The organism is Seonamhaeicola sp. NFXS20 (assembly GCF_049132085.1).
Taxonomy (GTDB): domain Bacteria; phylum Bacteroidota; class Bacteroidia; order Flavobacteriales; family Flavobacteriaceae; genus Seonamhaeicola.
Window position 1 is genome coordinate 527,920 of sequence record NZ_JAFMPU010000002.1, and the last position, 21,738, is coordinate 549,657.

The window sequence follows — 21,738 nt, forward strand, 5'->3', positions numbered from 1 at the left end:
AATGCCCACAACTATTATACTTGCAGACGACCATCCGCTTATACTTAACGGCACAAAAGCGTTTTTAGAAAAAAAATGGTTTGAAATTCTAGACACCGCTACCGATGGAAATACAGCTTATAACAAAATTTTAAAGCACCAACCAGATGTGGCTATTTTAGATTTTGATATGCCTATTCTTAACGGATTGGAAGTGGCACAAGGACTAAAACGCAACCTCATACCTACACGGGTTGTTCTTTTAACCCTTCATAAGCAAGAAGCCTTACTAAACGAAGTTGGTAACACTATACATGGTTATTTAACTAAAGATAGCGCTTTAGAAGAACTAGAAGATTGCTTAAATCACATTACTAAAAACAACACTTATATTGGCAAAAAACTAAAAAACAACATTCATTTTAGTAGCGACACCAATACAGCAATAAATGTCTTAACGGCTACAGAGCTAAAAATACTTAAATATTTAGACAAAAACCTTAACAGCACACAAATTGCCGAAGCACTTTTTATCTCTAAACGTACGGTAGAAAAGCACAGAAGTAACATTATAAAAAAGCTAAAAATAGATTCTTCTAGCCATAATGCTCTTTTTATTTGGCTTAAGCAACACCCTAATCTTTTTAATACGTAAACCTACGTATTGCAATACTTAACAGAGTATTATAGTTTTAAAACACTAAAACTACAGCTAACTATTATCTCAAAACACAAATACTATTTACCTATTAATTATTGGGTCGTTGATGTCTTTTATATAAGCCTAAGCAATAATGACCATTATCAATTGCAACCCGATGGATTTAGCTATATTTTATATACTGAAGAAAACAAAATAACCTATCACAAACCGTTTGTTAATCCTTTAGAATTAAAGTCTTCACAATTTATTGTAAAATGCAGACCTACCTATATAAACTACCTTCAGCAAAACAATATAACTATAAAAGCCAGTAATCCTGATGAATTTTTAACACAATTTAACACACCCAAACTTAAAAACTTCACACCTTCAGTATTAGATTATATTATTTTTCATCTACACTTTTTAAACAAAAAAACCTCGCTAAACCAACTCTCTAAACGCTATCAATGTAATTCTAAAAAAATTGAAAAACAATTTAAACGCATCATTGGACTTTCTTTTATTCAATATGAAAACATACTAATTACACTACGTAGACCTACGTATTGATGTTATTTACCTTTCATTATAATTTTGTATTCCCAATCAAACCATTTATATCATGAAAAAAACACTACTATTTATGGCATGGTTCTATTCTATAGGCCTTACTGCACAAAACACTATTTACGTAAACATTAATGTTTCTGGAGGAAACAACGATGGCACGTCTTGGGCAAATGCCTATGGCAACCTTCAAGATGCATTAACAGATTCCAATTCTGGTGACCAAATCTGGGTCGCTGCAGGTACTTATGCCCCAGGAACTTTAGAAACCGATAGCTTTAGTATTCCCAGCGATGTGACCGTTCTTGGTGGTTTTAATGCCACCGAAACCACAGCCGATGAACGCAACTGGGCTACAAACCCTACTATTTTGAGTGGGGACTTAAACCACTCTGGTTCATCAGACCCCGGGGATAGCCATACCATTGTTACCATGATCGGTAATAACGCTGAAATCAATGGGTTTTATGTGCAATGGGGCCATGCCGATGACCTGACGGATAACACGCAACCGGCCATTGGAAGCTCTGGTGCCGGAATTTACAACAATGGAAACAACAAAATATTTAACTGCAACATAAGAAACAACAAAGCAGGAGTTTTTATTGATGATCTAACCACTGATGGTATTGGTGCAGGTTTGGTTTCTTATGGAGGGACTCTAGGGATTGTCAATACGCTTTTTGATTCAAACACAGCTAGTGCAGGTGGTGCCATATCTGCAGAAGGTGGCAACATCAACATGACCAATTGTACCATTGCGAACAACCATGCCAACAAAGGCGGAGGAGTACACTTTTACAGCGGTAGCATCAATGTTACAAATTCCATATTTACCGATAATAGTGGTACCAATGGCAATATAAATGACGATGGACCGGGAACGGGAACAGCAAATTATTGTCTGTTTTATAATACAACTACGGACAATGATGGTTCCTTGCCCCCTAACATTGCAGGAAGCAACAATATAGAGAACGCTGATCCAATTTTTACAAATGGGTATCAATTAAATTACAATTCCCCTGCCATAGAGACGGGCAACAATGCCGCATACAGCAATGCCGGAGGCGATGTAAGCGGCGATTTGGATTTGGCCGGGAGCCCGCGATTGCACGCTTCGACCATTGACATGGGGGCTTATGAGAACCAGCGACTTTTGCTCGCTCCCGATACCGACAACATCCTTTATGTGGATCGGAACGTTAGCGGTGGCACGGCAGATGGCAGCTCTTGGGCAAACGCCGTCCCTGAACTTTCCGATGCGCTTCTTTGGGCCAAGCAAAACGAAAGTAGTTGGACCACCGCCGAACCGTTACAGATTTGGGTTGCGGAAGGAACCTACAAGCCTACTGCCACAACGGACCGGACCATCGGTTTTGAGCTCTTTGGCAACCTACAGCTCATTGGTGGCTTTTCACCCGGCAACGGAAGTACGGATTTGGCCACCCGCGATTTTAAAACGTATTCTACCGTACTGAGCGGGGATATCGGCACCCTTGGGGACAACACGGATAATTCATATTCGGTGGTCCGTACCAACGGCCATATCCCTAACTTAACCGTAGATGGCATTACCATAGAGGAAGGATATGCTTCAAGTGCCTCTGGGCCCCAGGACGAACGCAGAGGGGGAGGGTGGTTTCATTATGCCACAGGTAGTGGTGTCGTGTCCCATATTACCTTAAAAAATTCCATAATTAAAAATAACACCAGTCTTCGCTATTCTGGTGGTGGTATGGCAAGTTATATTTGGGACTATGCAGAGGTCCATTGGACCATAGAAAACTGTATTTTTAAAGGCAATACCACACCGGATTCCTACAATGGTAGGGGTTCGGCTTACATCAGTCTTTCTGGATTGGGCGCTACATCAGAAACAAACATTGTCAATTCCTTGTTTTATGACAACCATTCAGGTAGATCGAATGATCCTGGTGCAGGGACCATTCATTTTTTTGCTAATGCAGGAAATTCGATCAATACCATAACCAATTCCACTATCGCCAACAACACGGTAGCTTCAAATGAAGGGAAGGCGTTAGGCCTATACCATGCTACAGTATCTATTTACAATAGTATCCTGTGGAATGGCGGGAATGAAATACATCTTGATAATGGAGCAACGGCCTCTGTCCACAGTTCTTTGGTGGAGGACCTTGACAATACGCCCAATGGAGGTCTGGACGGTACGGATGCAAGTATGGCCCCGGGATTTGCAGACACGGCCAATAATGATTTTACCTTATTGGACACCAGTCCAGCCGTGGATGCGGGCAACAATACCGCATACAGCAATGCTGATGGTGATTTGAGTAACGACTTGGATTTAGCAGGAAATCTACGTTTACATGCTTCTACTATTGACATGGGAGCTTATGAATTTAATCCTGCTCTAAATACAACCCCGTCATTAACTGTTTCAACGTTTACTATTTTCCCTAATCCTGTGAAAAACAACTTAAATATTAAAACAATATATCAATTGTATAATTATACAGTGTATAACATTCAAGGGCAAAAAGTCATGGAAGGTTATAATAATACTTCAAATAGTATAAATGTATCAAAATTACCATCCGGAATATACTTACTAAAACTACGAAGTGGAAATAATTCACAAAATTTTAAAATTATGAAAGAGTAATTTATCACATTTTATTTAGAAGAATTAAAATTTCCTTTATGGAAACAAATTTTATTGAGATGCAGAAACAAATTCAGCATAACAAATAGAAATAAAAAACCCTCAAAGCCACATATGCCTTGAGGGTTTCAATCAAAAAAAGAAAAACGGAAAACACTATAAAGTTGTTTTTATGGCTGCTTGAGCAGATACTAGTCTAGCTATAGGTACTCTATAAGGAGAACAACTTACGTAGTCTAATCCTGTATTATAGCAAAACTCTATAGAGCTAGGTTCTCCACCGTGCTCACCACAAATCCCAACTTTTAAGTTCGGTTTAGTACTTCTACCACGTTCGGTACCAATTTTAATTAATTGGCCTACACCTTCTTGGTCTAGTACTTCAAAGGGATCTACTTTTAAAATTCCTTTTTCAATATATATTGGTAAAAATTTACCTGCATCATCACGAGAATATCCAAAGGTCATTTGGGTTAAATCATTAGTTCCAAATGAGAAGAAATCGGCTTTTTCAGCTATTAAATCGGCTATTAAAGTCGCTCTAGGAATTTCTATCATGGTACCTACTAAATATTCTATAGTATCATTTCGCTCTTCAAAAATGGTACTGGCTGTACTTCTAATAATTTGCTCTTGCGCTTCAAACTCTTTAACAGTTCCTACCAATGGCACCATGATTTCTGGTTTACAAATGATTCCTCTTTCTTTAAGATTTAAAGCCGCTTCAATGATGGCTCGTGTTTGCATTTCTGTAATCTCTGGATATGTATTACCTAATCTACAACCACGGTGCCCCAACATTGGGTTAAACTCTTCTAACTCGGCTACTTTATTTTTTACTGCTTGCAATGTAATGTGCATGTCTTCTGCCAATTCTTTTTGAGTAGCTAATTGATGTGGCACAAACTCATGCAATGGCGGGTCTAAAAGACGAATAGTAACTGCCGAACCTCCCATAGATTCAAATAGCCCTTCAAAATCGGCACGTTGCATTGGCAGTAACTCTTCTAAAGCATGTTTTCTTCCTTTAACAGTTTCGGCAAGAATCATTTCACGCATAGCTTTAATTCTATCTACTTCAAAGAACATGTGCTCTGTTCTTGCTAAACCAATACCTTGCGCTCCAAAATTGCGTGCTACTTTGGCATCTTTTGGTGTATCTGCATTGGTTCTTACTTTTATTTTTCCGTACTTATCAGCAAGTTTCATAACCTCAGCAAACTCTCCGCTTAACTCGGGTTCCATAGTAGCTACTTTACCTTCAATAATATTACCGGTAGAACCGTTTAAAGAAATCCAGTCTCCTTCGTGATACTCGTGCCCATTAACAGTTAGGGTTCTTTTCTTATAATCAATTTTTAAAGCTCCAGCTCCAGATACACAGCATTTACCCATACCTCTAGCAACCACTGCTGCATGCGAAGTCATACCACCTCGAGCTGTTAAAATACCCTTGGCAATATTCATACCTTCTAAATCTTCGGGTGAGGTTTCTATACGTACCAAAATGCTACTTTTATATTTATCTGCTTCATCTGCAAAAAAAACAATTTTGCCCGTGGCAGCCCCAGGAGAAGCGGGTAAACCCTGAGCAATAACGTGTGCTCTTTTTAATGCTTGTGGATTAAAAACAGGATGCAACAATTCATCTAGTTTATTAGGTTCTATTTGTAGTAATGCTTCTTTTTCATTTATTAAACCTTCTTTTAATAAATCCATAGCTATTTTAACCATGGCCGCACCTGTACGTTTACCATTTCTTGTTTGAAGTATCCAGAGTTTTCCGTCTTGAATGGTAAACTCCATATCTTGCATATCACGATAGTGTTTTTCTAAAATATCTTGATATTTATTTAACTCTTTAAAAATTGAAGGCATTAATTCTTCTAAAGAAGGGTACAATTCTTTTCGTTCTGCTTCGTCTATTTGTGCTAATTCTGCCCAACGTTGAGACCCAATTTTTGTTATTTGTTGTGGTGTTCTTACCCCTGCTACTACATCTTCTCCTTGTGCATTAATTAAATACTCACCATTAAATATATTTTCTCCTGTTCCAGCATCTCTTGTAAAACACACACCTGTACCAGAGTTATCACCCATATTACCATACACCATAGCTTGCACATTAACAGCTGTTCCCCAATCTGCTGGATATCCGTTCATGCTTCTGTAATAAATAGCTCTATCACCATTCCAACTATCAAACACAGCTATTATTGCTCCCCATAATTGATCCCATGGGTTGGTTGGAAAAATATGTCCGGTAGTTTTTTTAACTATATCTTTAAAATCATATACTAAATCTTTTAAATCTTGAACTGTAAATTCGGTATCTAACTTAATACCTCTTTTTTCTTTTAGGTGTTCTATAATTTCTTCAAAAGGATCTATATCTTCTTTTGATTGTGATTTCATACCAAGAACAACTCCCCCATACATTTGAATAAAACGACGGTAAGAATCCCACGCAAACTGTTCATTATTAGTTTTTTTTGCCAAACCTAAAACAACCTCATCATTTATACCTAAATTAAGCACGGTATCCATCATTCCTGGCATAGAAACTCTGGCACCTGAGCGTACTGAAATTAGCAATGGGTTTTCTTTGTTTCCAAATTCTGTTCCCATTAAATTTTCAATATTGGCAATAGATGCTTCTACTTCATTTTTTATTAAATCTAAAACTGCTTCTTTTCCTAAAGTGTTATATGCTGTACAAACTTCTGTTGTTATTGTAAAACCTGGTGGCACAGGTATACCTATAGAACTCATTTCTGCTAAATTTGCTCCTTTCCCTCCAAGTAAATTCTTCATCTCACGATTACCATCGGCTTTTTTATCACCAAATTTATAAACGTGTGGCTTCACATTTTCTAGTAATTCCATGATTTATTAATTTAAGTTGATACTTTTTTGAAGTTCCTATAAAAATACATCTATTCTTACACACGTTTTATGATATAAATCATATAATAATCTTAAACCATTAGATTGCAATTAAATAGCATGAACAAAAAATCCCGGGGTAATTATACTTTACCACGGGATTCTTCAATAAAAAAGAAAAAAGGAAATTTTTAAAATTTACGCTAACGCAAATTTTATTTTTTGAGTATGATTTATTTTAAATCATGTATATAATTTAAGTTTTAAAAATAATTTCTAATGTATAACTAAATAAAGGGATGAATTCCATAGTCTCCTTTAAGCATTCCTACCGTTAATATTGCAGAAACGCAAATAATTAAAATACTTAGAGGAATAACAAGTTTATCTATTAGCGATAAACTCTTAGCTCTATCTTTATCACCTATTAACCCATTATTATCTAAAAACATGGCTAATGCCCATGCTAAAACAGGGTTTGTTACCATAGCTGTAAACACGCAAATTCCTGCTGCTTGCGCACAAGTACTTCTTTTAACCATTTGTACTCCTGCTTCAATCATTGGTAAAAACACACCAACAAGTAAAGCTATACACCTAACAGGTGGCCAAACAGCAATATCCATTGGCGTTCCTAAAATAGCAACTGCCATAACCATTAACCCTAAAAGAATAGCGCCCCCAGGAATTGGTCTTTTAGCAATAGCTGCGGGTATCATATAAGTTCCCCAAGATGAAGTAATATTACCACCACCTACTGCGGTACCTACCATTTGCCTGAAAGAACACATAGTCATAGTATCATCAACATCCATTAAAACTTTCTCTGTTTTCTTTGGATAATTCATTTCTTGAAATATTCTATGACCTAAAAAATCTGGAGACCACATAGCAACAGCTAAAATGGCAAAAGGTAAAGACGCTATAAAATGCTGCATGTTGGGCAAACCTAACATCCAACCCTCTTCTGTACTACCCCACCAATGTACAGGATTAAGGTTTGGTAATCCCATTTGGGTTGTAAATTGAAGATCAAAACTTGCGCCTCCAATTAATGCTATTAGTAATGCCACAATAGCACAGGCTGGTATTGCTAACCACCGTTTATCTATTCTGGCTAAATAACTATACAAAATTACGGTAACAGCTAAAATTATTAAGCCTAGAAATCCCATAGATCCCGCTTGAACGGTTGAGGATTCTAGCCCCATACCCCATGATTGTATGGTTTTTATTTGACTTAAGGAACCTGTAAACCCGAGAAAAATTAACAATCCTCCAGCAACACCTTTACTGGTTAGATTTACAAGACGAGAACCGCCTTTAAATATACTTAACAAAAGCCCTAAAACACCTATTAAAATAGCTAAAGCTAGTGGATGTGCCCCAGCAAGAGCAATACTTGCTATAAGAGGAATCATAGGCCCATGGTTACCTGCCAAATTTGCTCTTGGGTTAATAAAACCTGAGGCTAAAATAACAAACAAAAATGCAGGAATTATCATTTCTACTCTTGAAACCTCAATAGCAAATTCTTTTCCTAGTGTAACATGGTCCCATGCTTCTGTTAAACCATTTGCCCATGCCATCATTACAGATGAATACATGGCAATAATACCTAGAGTTCCTGCTAAGGCTGGTACTAAATCTTCAAATTCAAACCTAAAATCTCTACCTGGAAGATTTAATCTATATCTTTTGGGCTTCATAATTTGTAATTCGTGGTCTAAATATTCAGACCTACTCTCAAATTCTGATGCTGGTTTGTGTAGTTCTTTATAAGTTTTCATGGTAATTATTAATGTTTATAGTGTTTAATTGGCTATCATGAAAACTTACTTTAGATGCTTTTTAGGGTACTAATTAATAGTAGCTCTAAACGTATTTTCTTTATTTTTTATGCCAATAAAACTGTGATTTTTTATAATACTTAATATTTTTATTAGTTTACTTTAACCTCTTTAAAATAATTTCCTAAAATTTTTACAGCTTCTTCAATTTCTTCTTGGGTATTTTCTCTAGCATCTTTTAATTGGTATTCCCAACCTAAGGATTCCCATTTATGAATACCTAATTTATGGTAAGGCTGAATTTCAATTTTTTCAATGGTTTTGTAGTCTTTAAAATAGTTACCCATTTCGTGTAATAACTCAGGGGTGTTTGTAATTCCGGGTATTAATACATAACGCAACCACATAGGTTTACCAGAGGCTTCCCTGTGTTTAGCAAAATTGAATGTGGTTTCTTTGTTTTTCTGACCAGTAAGCATTTGATAACCATCTTCACGCATGTGTTTTATATCAAGCATTACTAAATCTGCGTAATTGTCTAGTAGTTCTTTTGTAAAATTATTTAAAACTCTTCCGTTAGTATCAATATTGGTATGGATATCTTCTTCTTTTAGCCTTTGAAAAAAATGAAATAATTCTTTTGATTGCAGCAAAGGTTCTCCTCCTGAAACGGTAACACCACCAAACCTACCAAAATAAGATTTCATATTAATAGCTCTTTGCACTAAGCTTTCAATAGGGTATTCCTCACCACCGTGCGTGTTTATAGTATCGGGGTTGTGGCAGTACAAACATTTTAGTTTGCACCCCTGTAAAAACACCACCATTCTTATTCCGGGACCATCATGCGTTCCAAACGACTCAACAGAGTGCACCCTCAATGTATTATCTGAAGTTTTGATAAGGCAAGTATTTAAATTAGAACTCCCGAAAATAATAATTTTTCGGAAGTTCTGATTTTACTAAATATAGTTACATTGAATCGTGAAACGATCTTGTTATAACCTCCATTTGCTGTTCTTTAGTTAACCTAATAAAGTTAACAGCATATCCAGAAACTCTAATAGTTAACTGTGGGTATTCTTCTGGATTTTCCATAGCATCTAATAATGTTTCTTTATTTAGAACATTTACATTTAAATGCTGTGCATTTCTAGAGAAATAGCCATCTAAAGTAGCTGCTAAGTTTACTATTCTATCTTCTTCTGTTGAACCTAAAGATTTAGGTACAATTGAGAATGTGTTAGAAATACCATCTTGAGAATCTTGATAGTCTATTTTAGCTACAGAGTTTAAAGATGCAATAGCTCCGTTAGTATCACGCCCGTGCATTGGGTTAGCCCCAGGAGCAAAAGGCACACCTTTAGCTCTACCATCTGGAGTAGCTCCTGTTTTTTTACCGTAAACTACGTTTGAAGTAATAGTAAGCACAGACATAGTAGGTTCTGCATTTTTATATACTGGTAAAGCTTTTAATTCATTATTAAAATCTTTAACAGCATTACGAGCAAATACATCTACTCTATCATCATCATTTCCATATTTAGGAAAATCTCCTTCAATTTCAAAATCTACAGTTAAACCTTCTTCATTTCTTATTGGTTTAACTTTAGCATGTTTGATTGCCGAAAGAGAATCTGCTACAATTGATAAACCAGCTACACCATAAGCAATATTTATATCTGGATTGGTATCAATTAATGCCATTTGAGCTTTTTCGTAGTAATACTTGTCATGCATATAGTGAATAATGTTCATAGAATCATTATATACACGTGCTACTTCTTTCATGGCTTTCTTAAAGTTAGCCATTACTTTATCAAAATCTAAATATTCATCTTCTAATGTTTCAATACCTTCAACCATTTGAGTTCCGGTATTTTCACATCGACCTCCGTTAATAGCTAATAACAATGTTTTAGCTAAATTGGTTCTTGCTCCAAAGAATTGAATTTGTTTACCTACCGCTTGGTAAGATACACAACATGCAATACCGTAATCATCAGACCCTCTTGTTTTACGCATCATGTCATCATTTTCAAACTGAATTGAAGAGGTATCTATAGCTACCTTAGAACAGTAGTTTTTAAAGTTTTGAGGCAAGCTAGTTGACCAAAGAATTGTAATATTTGGCTCTGGTGATGGCCCTAAGTTATATAAGGTGTTTAAGAAACGGAATGATGTTTTGGTTACTTTAGTTCTTCCGTCTGCAAACATACCACCAATAGCTTCTGTTACCCAAGTTGGGTCTCCTGCAAAAATTTCATCATAAGCACTCATTCTTAAGTGGCGCACCATTCGTAATTTCATTACAAATTGGTCTATATATTCTTGTGCTTCAACTTCGGTAATTAAGCCTTTTTGTAAATCGTTTTCAATATAAATATCTAAGAAAGAAGATACATTACCTAAAGACATAGCAGCTCCATCTTGCTCTTTTACTGCTGCTAAATACCCCATGTAGGTCCATTGTACTGCCTCTTGAGCGTTTTCAGCAGGACGAGATAGATCTAGGTTGTACTTTTTACCCATTTCTATCATATCATACAAGGCTTTAATTTGCTCTGATACCTCTTCGCGTAAACGAATAACAGCATCAGTCATTGGGCCAGTTATATTTTTATGATCTTGTTTTTTAGCTTCAATTAATTTATTTATTCCATATAAAGCTATACGACGATAATCTCCAATAATTCTACCACGCGCATAATTATCTGGTAACCCTGTTAAAAGTCCTAGAGAACGGAATCTTCTAATTTCTTCGTTATAAGCAGAAAACACACCATCATTATGTGATTTTACATATTTAGAAAACAACTCTGTAACCGTATTACTAGGTACTAAACCTTGCTCACTTAAAGCTTTTTGTACTACTTTAAAACCTCCAAAAGGCTTCATGGCTCGTTTAAGTAATTCATCTGTTTGTAAACCTACAATTACTTCATTTTCTTTATCAATATATCCTGCTTCAAAGTTATTTACACCAGAAATAGTTTCTGTATCTACAGAACGTACACCATTGTTTTGACGCTCTTCTTTCATAGCTTCAACACAGACATTCCATAGTTTTTTAGTTTTTTCGCTTGGTCCTACTAAAAACTCATCATTTCCGTAATATGGTATTATATTATTATATACGAAATTTCTAACATCAACCCTTTCTGTCCAGATTCCTTTTTTAAACTCTTTTACTTCCATTTTTTACTTTTTTTATTTGACTAATTTTATGCTACAAATTTACATCTGGACACTAAGTATAAACCTGACTTTTATCATAAAACCCTGATATAGCAAGGTTTTACAATTACTTAACCTACGAAAACGTTTGAATATTTTCGCTCTTGAGAATAATTTTTAACCCTTTCACTCTTAATCTTATTAAATACATGAAATTAACATTACTTTAAGTAATTATTGTTAATTTTTTGGGTTAAAATTTGTTATTTTCATAAAAATCACGAAAATTGTCGTTAAATTGAAAAAAAAATAAAAAAAGAAGTCTTGAAATAAATGATTCACAGATATTTAAATATGGTTATCTATTTTTAACCTATTTATCTAATTTTAAAATCATTTTAATTTCATACTTTGCAACACCGCATTAACAAATAAATGAGAAAGATTAGTAGGATTTTTGATTTCCCTTATTACCAACTAGAGAAATTCAATTTAAAAAAAGCATTTACATCAAAATATAATGGAGAATGGATTAGTATTTCTACTCAAGAATATATTAATCAATCTAATAAAGTAAGCAGAGGCTTATTAAGACTAGGTATAAATCCCAATGATAAAATAGCAGTAATTTCATCTAATAACCGTACAGAATGGAATGTATTAGACACAGCAATTTTACAAATTGGCGCACAAAACGTACCCATTTACCCAACCATTTCTAAAGAAGAATATGAGTATGTCTTAAATCATTCTGAGTCTATATACTGCTTTGTTTCAGATGATTCTGTTCTAGAAAAACTTAACCAAATAAAAGGAAATACCAGAATTAAAGAGATTTTTACTTTTGATGACGTTAAAGGAGAAAAAAACTGGAAAGAAATATTTGAGTTAGGAGAAGACGAATCTAACCAAAACGAAGTAGAAGAAAGAAAAAATAATGTAAAACCAGAAGATTTAGCTACCCTTATATACACCTCAGGAACAACAGGAACCCCAAAAGGCGTTATGCTTTCTCACAAAAATTTAGTCTCTAATGTTATTGATAGTTCTCCGCGAGTTCCTATGGAACACGGTAAATCAAAATCGTTAAGTTTTTTACCCGTTTGTCATGTATTTGAACGTATGATTCTTTATTTATACATGTATTGCGGTATAGAAGTGTATTTTGCCGAAAGTATGGAAACTATAAGTGAAGACCTAAAAGAAATTAAACCACATGTAATGACCGGTGTTCCTAGACTTTATGAAAAAGTTTATGATAGAATTATAGCCAAAGGTGCAGAACTTAATGGTATTAAAAAGATGCTGTTCTTTTGGGCTGTAAACTTAGGATTAAAATACGAACCCTACGGAAAAAACGGTTGGTGGTATGAATTTAAATTAAAAATTGCTAGAAAACTTATTTTTAGTAAATGGAAAGAAGGTTTAGGCGGCAACTTAAATACATTAGTTTCTGGTAGTGCAGCCTTACAACCAAGACTTATTAGAATATTTTCTGCTGCCGAAATGCCAATATTAGAAGGTTACGGACTAACAGAAACATCGCCCGTAATTTCTGTTAATTGCCCATTTGATATGGGAATAAAAATAGGAACCGTGGGCAGAATTATAAACAATGTGGATGTTAAAATAGCAGAAGATGGCGAAATTTTGGTAAAAGGCCCCAATGTAATGATGGGCTATTATAAAGATCCAGAAAGAACTGCCAAAGTAATGACAGGAGATTATTTTCACACGGGCGACATTGGAGAAGTAAGTGATGATAATTTCTTAAAAATTACAGATCGTAAAAAAGATATGTTTAAAACCTCTGGCGGTAAATACGTTATACCAGCACTTTTAGAAAATGAGTTTAAACAATCGCGCTTTATTGAACAAATAATGGTTATAGGAGAAGGCGAAAAAATGCCTGCTGCATTAATACAGATTAATTTTGAGTTTGTAAAAGAATGGGCTAGAAGACATGATATGGTTTTTAAAGATAACGAGGCCATTATTAAAAGCGAAAAACTACATGAACGCATACAAGCAGAAATAGACGAAGCCAATACCAATTTTGGAAAATGGGAACAAATTAAAAAATTTGAAATTACACCTGATGTTTGGACTATTGATGATGGTCATCTTACTCCAACCATGAAAATAAAACGAAAGGTCATTAAAGAAAAATACAAAGATCTTATTGAAAAAATTTACAGAAACTAACAACACACATTAGTTAATTTAAAGTGTATCAACTAATTAACAAAAAAAAATAAATATTAACTAAAATGCTTTACATAATTGTAAAGCATTTTTTATTTTACAGTATTATTTTAAAAAATATTATGCATGCATAATAAATTTTTATATATTTGAGAACATCAACAATTATATATGAAGGACCAAACAATTGATTATGTACTAAGAACCACGTGGCTTGCGGTTCAAAAAATGTACAATGAAGAGGCCGCTAAATTTGACAGTACAATGGCTACCGGTTTTACACTTTTAAGTATAGATCCAGAAAATGGAACTCCATCAACAGCATTAGGTCCTAAAATGGGAATGGAAGCTACAAGCTTATCAAGAATTTTGAAAACCATGGAAAAAAGAGGTTTAATAGAAAGACACCCAAACCCTAATGATGGTAGAGGTGTTATTATTCATTTAACTGATTTTGGAAAAGAAAAAAGAGACTATTCTAAAGAAAGAGTACTAACTTTTAACAACACCATTAGAAAACACATTCCTGAAGAAAAAATTAACCATTTCTATGAGGTTGCAGAAATTATTACAGAATTAGTATGTAACAAAAAAATTTACACAAAAAAGTAATTAGACTAAACAAGAATGAGTAAACGAATTATTAAAAAAGTTGCAGTCATTGGCTCTGGAATTATGGGCAGCGGTATTGCATGCCATTTTGCCAATATTGGTTTAGAAGTTTTACTTCTAGATATTGTACCAAGAGAACTAAATGATGCTGAAAAAGCTAAAGGTCTTACTTTAAAAGACAAACTAGTAAGAGATGGATTAGTTAATGATTCTCTAAAAAAAGCTTTAAAATCAAAACCCTCACCAATTTATCATCAAAAATTTGCTGGCAGAATTACCACTGGTAACTTAGAAGATGATATAGCAAAAGTTAAAGATGTAGATTGGATTATTGAGGTTGTTGTTGAAAGATTAGACATTAAAAAACAAGTTTTTGAAAACCTCGAAAAACACCGTACTCCAGGTACCTTAATAACATCAAACACATCTGGTATTCCTATAAAATTTATGAGTGAAGGCAGAAGCGAAGATTTCCAAAAGCATTTCTGCGGCACACACTTTTTTAATCCTGCCAGATATTTAAAACTGTTTGAAATAATTCCTGGTCCAAACACCTCTCAAGAAGTTTTAGAATTTTTAAATAATTATGGTGAGCAATTTCTAGGAAAAACATCTGTTGTAGCCAAAGACACTCCTGCTTTTATAGGTAACCGCATTGGTATTTTTGGTATTCAATCCTTATTCCATCAGGTTAAAGAATTAGGATTAACTATTGAAGAGGTTGATAAACTTACTGGCCCAGTAATTGGCAGACCTAAATCAGCCACTTTTAGAACTGTTGATGTTGTTGGCTTAGATACACTTGTACATGTAGCAAACGGCATTTATGATAACTGCCCTAATGATGAAGCTCATGAGCTGTTTAAACTACCAGATTTCATTAATACTATGATGGAAAACAAATGGTTAGGCAGCAAAACAGGTCAAGGATTCTACAAAAAAGTTAAAGGAGAAAATGGTAAAAGTGAAATTTTATCGTTAGACCTAAATACTTTAGAATACCGTTCTAAAAAAAGAGCAAAATTTTCAACTTTAGAACTTACGAAATCGATTGAGAAAGTAATCGATAGATTTAAAATATTAGTCTCAGGTAAAGATAAAGCTGGTGAATTTTACCGTAAAAACTTTGCTGCTATGTTTGCCTATGTTTCTAACAGAATACCAGAAATATCAGATGAACTCTACAAAATTGATGATGCTATGAAAGCTGGTTTTGGTTGGGAACATGGTCCTTTCCAAATCTGGGACGCTATTGGTGTTGAAAAAGGTATTGAAATCATGAAAGCAGAAGGCTACCAACCTGCTGCTTGGGTAAATAATATGCTTGCCGCTGGTAGCACTTCATTCTACTCTGTAAAAGATGGAGCAACCTATTTTTATGATATTTCTAGTAAATCGCAAACTAAAAAACCAGGACAAGACGCCTTTATTATTTTAGATAACATTAGAAAAAGTAATGAAGTATTTAAAAACTCTGGGGTAGTAATAGAAGATTTAGGCGATGGTATTTTAAACTGTGAATTTCAATCTAAAATGAATACTATTGGTGGCGATGTTTTAGCAGGGTTAAATAAAGCTATTGATATAGCCGAAAAAGATTTTGAAGGCTTAGTTATTGGAAACCAAGGCGCCAATTTTTCAGTTGGAGCCAATATTGGTATGATTTTTATGATGGCTGTAGAACAAGAATATGATGAGCTAAACGCTGCTATAAAATACTTTCAAGATACCATGATGCGTATGCGCTACTCCTCTATTCCAACAGTTGCTGCTCCACACGGTATGACACTTGGTGGTGGCTGTGAATTGTCACTTCATGCAGATAAAGTTGTGGCTGCCGCCGAAACCTATATAGGTTTAGTTGAATTTGGAGTTGGCGTCATTCCTGGTGGTGGCGGTTCTAAAGAAATGGCGCTTAGAGCATCAGATTCCTTTAGAAAAGGTGATGTAGAGTTAAATGTACTACAAGAATATTTCTTAACTATTGGAATGGCAAAAGTATCAACATCTGCTTACGAAGCCTTTGATTTAGGTGTACTTCAAAAAGGTAAAGATGTAATTGTCGTTAATAAAGACCGCCAAATTGCTACTGCTAAAGCTCATGCTAAATTATTAGCTAATGCTGGTTATTCGCAACCCATAAAACGTAAAGATGTAAAAGTACTTGGTAAACAAGCTTTAGGAATGTTTCTAGTAGGAACAGATGCTATGGAAGCTTCTAATTATATTAGTGAACACGACCAGAAAATAGCCAACAAACTAGCCTATGTAATGGCTGGTGGTGATTTATCTGAACCAACACTAGTTACAGAACAATACTTACTAGATTTAGAAAGAGAAGCCTTCTTAAGTTTATGTACAGAACGTAAAACACTTGAACGTATTCAGCATATGCTTAAAACAGGAAAACCACTACGTAATTAGAAAACAGAACCAAGACACTTTGATTCTTGATTCCTAAAACACAAAACTAAAATGAAAACAGCATATATAGTAAAAGCATACAGAACTGCCGTAGGAAAAGCTCCTAAAGGTTTGTTTAGGTTTAAACGAACTGATGAATTGGCAGCCGAAACCATACAACACATGATTAAAGAGCTACCTCAATTAGATAAATCAAGAATTGATGATGTAATTGTTGGTAATGCAATGCCCGAAGGCTCACAAGGGTTAAATATGGCAAGATTAATTTCTTTAATGGGCTTAAATAGTGTTGATGTTCCTGGAGTAACAGTAAATAGATTTTGCTCTTCAGGTGTTGAAACCATTGCTATTGCAACTGCTAAAATTCAATCCGGAATGGCAGAATGCATCATAGCAGGTGGTGCAGAAAGTATGAGTGCTGTACCCATGACAGGTTTTAAACCAGAACTTAATTATGATATTGTTAATGCTGGTCATGAAGATTATTACTGGGGCATGGGTAACACAGCCGAAGCGGTAGCAAATCAATTTAAGGTTTCAAGAGAAGACCAAGATGAGTTTGCATATAATTCTCATATGAAAGCGCTAAAAGCTCAAGCTGAAGACAGATTCCAAGATCAAATTGTTCCTATTAAAGTTGAACAAACTTATATTGATGAAAATGGTAAAAAAGCAACAAAGAACTACACCGTTACAAAAGATGAAGGCCCTAGAAAAGGCACTAGCCTTGAAGCATTAGCTAAACTACGTCCTGTATTTGCTCAAGGTGGTAGCGTAACTGCTGGTAACTCTTCTCAAATGAGTGATGGTGCTGCTTTTGTTATGGTTATGAGTGAAGCTATGGTAAAAGAGTTAAATCTTGAACCTATTGCTAGATTGGTAAATTATGCTGCTGCCGGTGTAGAACCGCGTATCATGGGTATTGGACCAGTTAAAGCCATTCCAAAAGCTTTAAAACTAGCCGGTTTAAAACAAGCTGATTTAGAACTTATAGAATTAAATGAAGCCTTTGCTTCACAATCTTTAGCAGTAATAAGAGAATTAAACCTCAACCCAGATATTATAAATGTTAATGGTGGCGCTATTGCGCTAGGACATCCTTTAGGGTGTACAGGTGCTAAACTTTCCGTTCAACTTTTTGATGAAATGAGAAAACGAAACATGAAAGCAAAATATGGTGCTGTAACCATGTGTGTTGGAACTGGTCAAGGCGCTTGCGGAATTTTTGAATTTTTAAACTAAAAAACTAAAACTAAATAAAATGGCAGAAACTGAAAAAGACATTCTACGTGGTGGTCAATTCTTGGTAAAAGAAACCAACTGTGAAGACACTTTTACACCAGAAGATTTTAACGAAGACCAGCTTATGATGAAAGAAGCTGTTACCGAATTTGTTGACCGAGAAATTTGGGCTAAAAAAGCTCAATTTGAAAAAAAAGATTACGCCTTAACCGAAGCTTGCATGCGTAAAGCAGGTGAACTTGGTTTTTTAAGCGTTGCTGTTCCTACTGAATATGGTGGTATGGGTATGGGCTTTGTTGATACTATGCTGGTATGCGATTATATTTCTGGTGCAACTGGCTCTTTCAGTACCGCATTTGGGGCTCATACAGGTATTGGTACAATGCCAATTACATTATACGGAACCGAAGAACAAAAACAAAAATACGTACCTAAATTAGCTAGTGGTGAGTGGTTTGGCTCCTATTGTTTAACAGAACCTAGTGCGGGTAGTGATGCCAATTCTGGAAAAACTAAGGCTGTACTTTCTGAAGACGGAAAAAGCTATAAAATTACAGGACAGAAAATGTGGATTTCAAATGCTGGTTTCTGTAATTTAATGATTGTTTTTGCTAGAATTGAAGATGATAAATACATTACAGGTTTTATAGTAGAATATGACCCTGAAAACCCAAACGGTATTACTTTAGGCGAAGAAGAACATAAATTGGGCATTCGTGCTTCATCTACTCGTCAAGTATTTTTTAATGACACCGTGGTACCTATAGAAAACATGCTTTCTACCAGAGGTAATGGTTTTAAAATAGCTATGAATGCTCTAAATGTTGGTCGTATTAAATTAGCCGTAGCCTGTTTAGATGCACAACGAAGAACTATTACAGAATCTATTAAATATGCCAATGAGCGTATCCAATTTAAAACACCTATATCTAGTTTTGGTGCTATTCGCCAAAAAATTGCAGAAATGGCTACCAACTGTTGGGTAGGTGAAGCTGCTTGTTATAGAGCTGCAAAAAACATTCAAGATAGAATTGAACTTAGACAAAAAAATGGTAAAGACACACATCAAGAAGCAGAACTTAAAGGTGTTGAAGAATATGCTATAGAATGTTCTATATTAAAAGTTGCAGTTTCAGAATTTGTTCAAAGATGTACAGATGAAGGCATCCAAATTTTAGGTGGAATGGGATTCTCTGAAGAAACCCCAATGGAATCTGCTTGGAGAGATGCACGTATTGCTAGGATTTATGAAGGCACCAATGAAATCAATCGTATGTTAAGTATTGGTATGCTTATTAAAAAAGCTATGAAAGGACATGTTGATGTATTAACACCAGCCATGGCTGTTAAAGATGAATTAATGGGAATTCCATCTTTTGATACACCAGATTTTTCAGAATTATTTTCTGAAGAAAAAAGCATAATTAAAAACCTTAAGAAATTATTTTTAATGGTTGCCGGTGCTGCTTTAGAGAAATATGGCGAAAAAATTGAAGAACAACAGCAGCTCATGTTAGCATCATCAGATATTTTAATTCAAATCTATTTAGCCGAATCTGCCATTTTAAGAGCAGAAAAACTAGCCAAAAAAGAAGGCGAAGACAATGTTAAAGAACAGATAGCCATGGCTAAACTAAATCTTTTTCATGCCATTGATGTTATAGAAACAGCAGGAAAACACTCTATAATTTCATTCTCTAGTGGCGATGAACAACGCATGATGTTAATGGGCTTAAAACGTTACATTAAATATGTAAATATGCCAAACATTATTGAACTAAGAAATATTATTGCTAACAAAGTAACAAAAGAAAATAAATATTGCTTTTAATTAAGTAGGTGACTAATTCAATTGTTTAAACGCTTCAATTAACTTTTTTGAAGCGTTTATTTTTTTTCAGTACTTTAGAAAAAAAATTATATGAATTATAAATTAACCTTCATCATACTTACGCTTCTTTCAGTAAACATTACTCAATGTCAGCTACTTAACAAAAAAGACACATTCACTAGACAAGATACACTTCGTGGTAGTATAACACCAGAACGTGCATGGTGGGATCTAACCTATTATCATCTAGACATTAAAGTAAATCCCGAAGAAAAGTTTATTTCTGGTAAAAACACCATTCAATATACAGTTTTAAGCAAAAACAACGTTATGCAAATTGACTTGCAAACACCTTTAAAACTTCTTAAAGCTACCCAAAATGGTAAAGAGTTAAAAATAAAACATGATGGTAACGCTCATTTTATAACTCTAAATGAACCACAAAAAATAGGAAATATAAATTCTATAGATGTTTATTACGAAGGAAACCCAAGAGAAGCCGTTAATGCTCCTTGGGATGGGGGAATTTCTTGGGAAAAAGACAAAAACGGCAACCATTTTATAGCATCATCTTGTCAAGGTTTAGGTGCCAGTGTTTGGTGGCCATGTAAAGACCATATGTATGATGAAGTAGATAGTATGCTTATTAGTGTAAACGTTCCTGATAATTTAACAAACGTTTCTAACGGAAGATTGAGAAGTGTTGAACAATACGGTAACACAAAAACCTACCGATGGATTGTTAAAAGCCCCATTAACAATTACGGTGTAAATATTAATATTGGTGACTATGTTAACTTTTCTGAAGTTTACAATGGTATGGCAGGCCCCCTTGATATGAATTATTACGTTTTAAGTTATAATCTTGAAAAAGCCAAAGAACAATTTAAACAAGCTCCAAAAATGATGGAAGCTTTTGAACATTGGTTTGGGCAATACCCCTTTTACAGAGATAGCTATAAACTGGTAGAAGCACCATATTTAGGAATGGAACACCAAAGTTCTGTTACCTATGGAAATGGTTATAAAAATGGTTATAGAGGAAGTGATTTATCAGGAACAGGATGGGGTTTAAAATTTGATTACATTATTATTCACGAATCTGGTCATGAATGGTTTGCAAACAATATTACAGATAAAGATATCGCTGATATGTGGATTCATGAAAGTTTCACTACTTACTCTGAAAATCTATATTTAGATTACCATTTTGGTAAAAAAGCAGCGGCTGAATATGTAATTGGCACCCGTAGAGCTATAGTTAATGATAGACCAATAATTGGTAAATATCATGTAAACAAAGAAGGTTCTGGAGACATGTATTTTAAAGGAGCCAACATGCTTCATACATTGCGTCAGCTTATAGAAGACGATGAAAAATGGCGTAAAATTCTTACTGGTTTAAACACCACTTTTTATCATCAAACAGTAACTACACAACAAATAGAAAACTATTTGAGTGAACAAACAGGTATAGATTTAACTGAGTTTTTCAATCAATACTTAAGAACAACAAAAATTCCAACGCTAGAATATCAAATTAAAGGCAAAACTTTAAAATACCGCTGGACAAATATTGTTGATAAATTTGATATGCCTATTCAAATTAAAATAAACAACGAAGAACAATGGCTATTCCCAAAAGCAGAATGGAATGCTCTTTCTGTTGAAGACTCCATTAAGCTATTTGAAATTGACCCTGATTTTTACGTAGAATCTAAAAAGATTTAAG

General features: G+C 34.6%; 13 protein-coding genes. 9 read left to right on the forward strand and 4 right to left on the reverse strand.

Going from position 1 to position 21,738, the window contains the following annotated elements; translation table 11 throughout:
• The first annotated feature begins 1 nt into the window (after position 1).
• The 3 genes from J1D01_RS05570 to J1D01_RS05580 are packed head-to-tail and all read left to right on the forward strand — an operon-like array spanning position 2 to position 3,839.
• Positions 2–634: a response regulator gene (locus J1D01_RS05570; protein WP_421150114.1), complete on the forward strand. Its 633-nt coding sequence runs from the start codon at positions 2–4 to the stop codon at positions 632–634.
• A gap of 9 nt (positions 635–643) precedes the next feature.
• On the forward strand, positions 644–1,195 hold the full coding sequence (locus J1D01_RS05575) for a hypothetical protein (protein WP_421150115.1): 552 nt from the start codon (positions 644–646) through the stop codon (positions 1,193–1,195).
• Positions 1,196–1,247: 52 nt separating this feature from the next.
• Positions 1,248–3,839: a choice-of-anchor Q domain-containing protein gene (locus tag J1D01_RS05580; RefSeq protein WP_421150116.1), complete on the forward strand. Its 2,592-nt coding sequence runs from the start codon at positions 1,248–1,250 to the stop codon at positions 3,837–3,839.
• Between the two features lie 156 nt (positions 3,840–3,995).
• Here the strand turns inward: J1D01_RS05580 and ppdK are convergent, their stop codons facing one another.
• The 4 genes from ppdK to pflB form a co-directional block, all read right to left on the reverse strand.
• A complete protein-coding gene (gene ppdK / locus J1D01_RS05585; protein WP_421150117.1) occupies positions 3,996–6,725 on the reverse strand; it encodes a pyruvate, phosphate dikinase in 2,730 nt (909 codons plus the stop codon).
• Positions 6,726–7,012: 287 nt separating this feature from the next.
• Positions 7,013–8,515: a DUF3360 family protein gene (locus J1D01_RS05590; RefSeq protein ID WP_421150118.1), complete on the reverse strand. Its 1,503-nt coding sequence runs from the start codon at positions 8,513–8,515 to the stop codon at positions 7,013–7,015.
• Between the two features lie 152 nt (positions 8,516–8,667).
• Complete coding sequence (pflA, locus tag J1D01_RS05595; RefSeq protein WP_421150201.1) at positions 8,668–9,390, reverse strand: pyruvate formate-lyase-activating protein; 723 nt, start codon at positions 9,388–9,390, stop codon at positions 8,668–8,670.
• Positions 9,391–9,487: 97 nt separating this feature from the next.
• Positions 9,488–11,713 carry a formate C-acetyltransferase gene (pflB, locus tag J1D01_RS05600; protein WP_421150119.1) on the reverse strand — a complete coding sequence of 742 codons (2,226 nt, stop codon included), beginning with the start codon at positions 11,711–11,713 and terminating at the stop codon, positions 9,488–9,490.
• Between the two features lie 414 nt (positions 11,714–12,127).
• Between pflB and J1D01_RS05605 the strand changes: the two genes are divergently transcribed.
• The 6 genes from J1D01_RS05605 (at position 12,128) to J1D01_RS05630 (ending at position 21,737) form a co-directional block, all read left to right on the forward strand.
• Positions 12,128–13,897 (forward strand): AMP-dependent synthetase/ligase, encoded by a 1,770-nt coding sequence (locus J1D01_RS05605; RefSeq protein ID WP_421150120.1) that lies wholly within the window; start codon positions 12,128–12,130, stop codon positions 13,895–13,897.
• A 171-nt stretch (positions 13,898–14,068) separates the two neighbouring features.
• Positions 14,069–14,509: a MarR family winged helix-turn-helix transcriptional regulator gene (locus J1D01_RS05610; RefSeq protein WP_372936966.1), complete on the forward strand. Its 441-nt coding sequence runs from the start codon at positions 14,069–14,071 to the stop codon at positions 14,507–14,509.
• Between the two features lie 15 nt (positions 14,510–14,524).
• On the forward strand, positions 14,525–16,933 hold the full coding sequence (locus J1D01_RS05615; RefSeq protein ID WP_421150121.1) for a 3-hydroxyacyl-CoA dehydrogenase NAD-binding domain-containing protein: 2,409 nt from the start codon (positions 14,525–14,527) through the stop codon (positions 16,931–16,933).
• Between the two features lie 51 nt (positions 16,934–16,984).
• A complete protein-coding gene (locus J1D01_RS05620; protein WP_372936968.1) occupies positions 16,985–18,175 on the forward strand; it encodes an acetyl-CoA C-acyltransferase in 1,191 nt (396 codons plus the stop codon).
• A gap of 19 nt (positions 18,176–18,194) precedes the next feature.
• Entirely contained in the window at positions 18,195–20,006 is a 1,812-nt protein-coding gene (locus J1D01_RS05625) for an acyl-CoA dehydrogenase family protein (RefSeq protein WP_421150122.1), read from the forward strand.
• Between the two features lie 90 nt (positions 20,007–20,096).
• Positions 20,097–21,737 (forward strand): M1 family metallopeptidase, encoded by a 1,641-nt coding sequence (locus J1D01_RS05630; RefSeq protein ID WP_421150123.1) that lies wholly within the window; start codon positions 20,097–20,099, stop codon positions 21,735–21,737.
• Position 21,738 lies beyond the last annotated feature (1 nt).

Bases quoted from the DNA above. Each gene is read 5' to 3' on its own strand.
- J1D01_RS05610 (WP_372936966.1), top strand. From the start codon at position 14,069: ATGAAGGACCAAACAATTGATTATGTACTAAGAACCACGTGGCTTGCG.
- ppdK (WP_421150117.1), bottom strand. From the start codon at position 6,725: ATGGAATTACTAGAAAATGTGAAGCCACACGTTTATAAATTTGGTGAT.
- J1D01_RS05620 (WP_372936968.1), top strand. From the start codon at position 16,985: ATGAAAACAGCATATATAGTAAAAGCATACAGAACTGCCGTAGGAAAA.
- J1D01_RS05625 (WP_421150122.1), top strand. From the start codon at position 18,195: ATGGCAGAAACTGAAAAAGACATTCTACGTGGTGGTCAATTCTTGGTA.
- pflB (WP_421150119.1), bottom strand. From the start codon at position 11,713: ATGGAAGTAAAAGAGTTTAAAAAAGGAATCTGGACAGAAAGGGTTGAT.
- J1D01_RS05615 (WP_421150121.1), top strand. From the start codon at position 14,525: ATGAGTAAACGAATTATTAAAAAAGTTGCAGTCATTGGCTCTGGAATT.
- J1D01_RS05580 (WP_421150116.1), top strand. From the start codon at position 1,248: ATGAAAAAAACACTACTATTTATGGCATGGTTCTATTCTATAGGCCTT.
- J1D01_RS05605 (WP_421150120.1), top strand. From the start codon at position 12,128: ATGAGAAAGATTAGTAGGATTTTTGATTTCCCTTATTACCAACTAGAG.
- J1D01_RS05630 (WP_421150123.1), top strand. From the start codon at position 20,097: ATGAATTATAAATTAACCTTCATCATACTTACGCTTCTTTCAGTAAAC.
- J1D01_RS05590 (WP_421150118.1), bottom strand. From the start codon at position 8,515: ATGAAAACTTATAAAGAACTACACAAACCAGCATCAGAATTTGAGAGT.
- J1D01_RS05570 (WP_421150114.1), top strand. From the start codon at position 2: ATGCCCACAACTATTATACTTGCAGACGACCATCCGCTTATACTTAAC.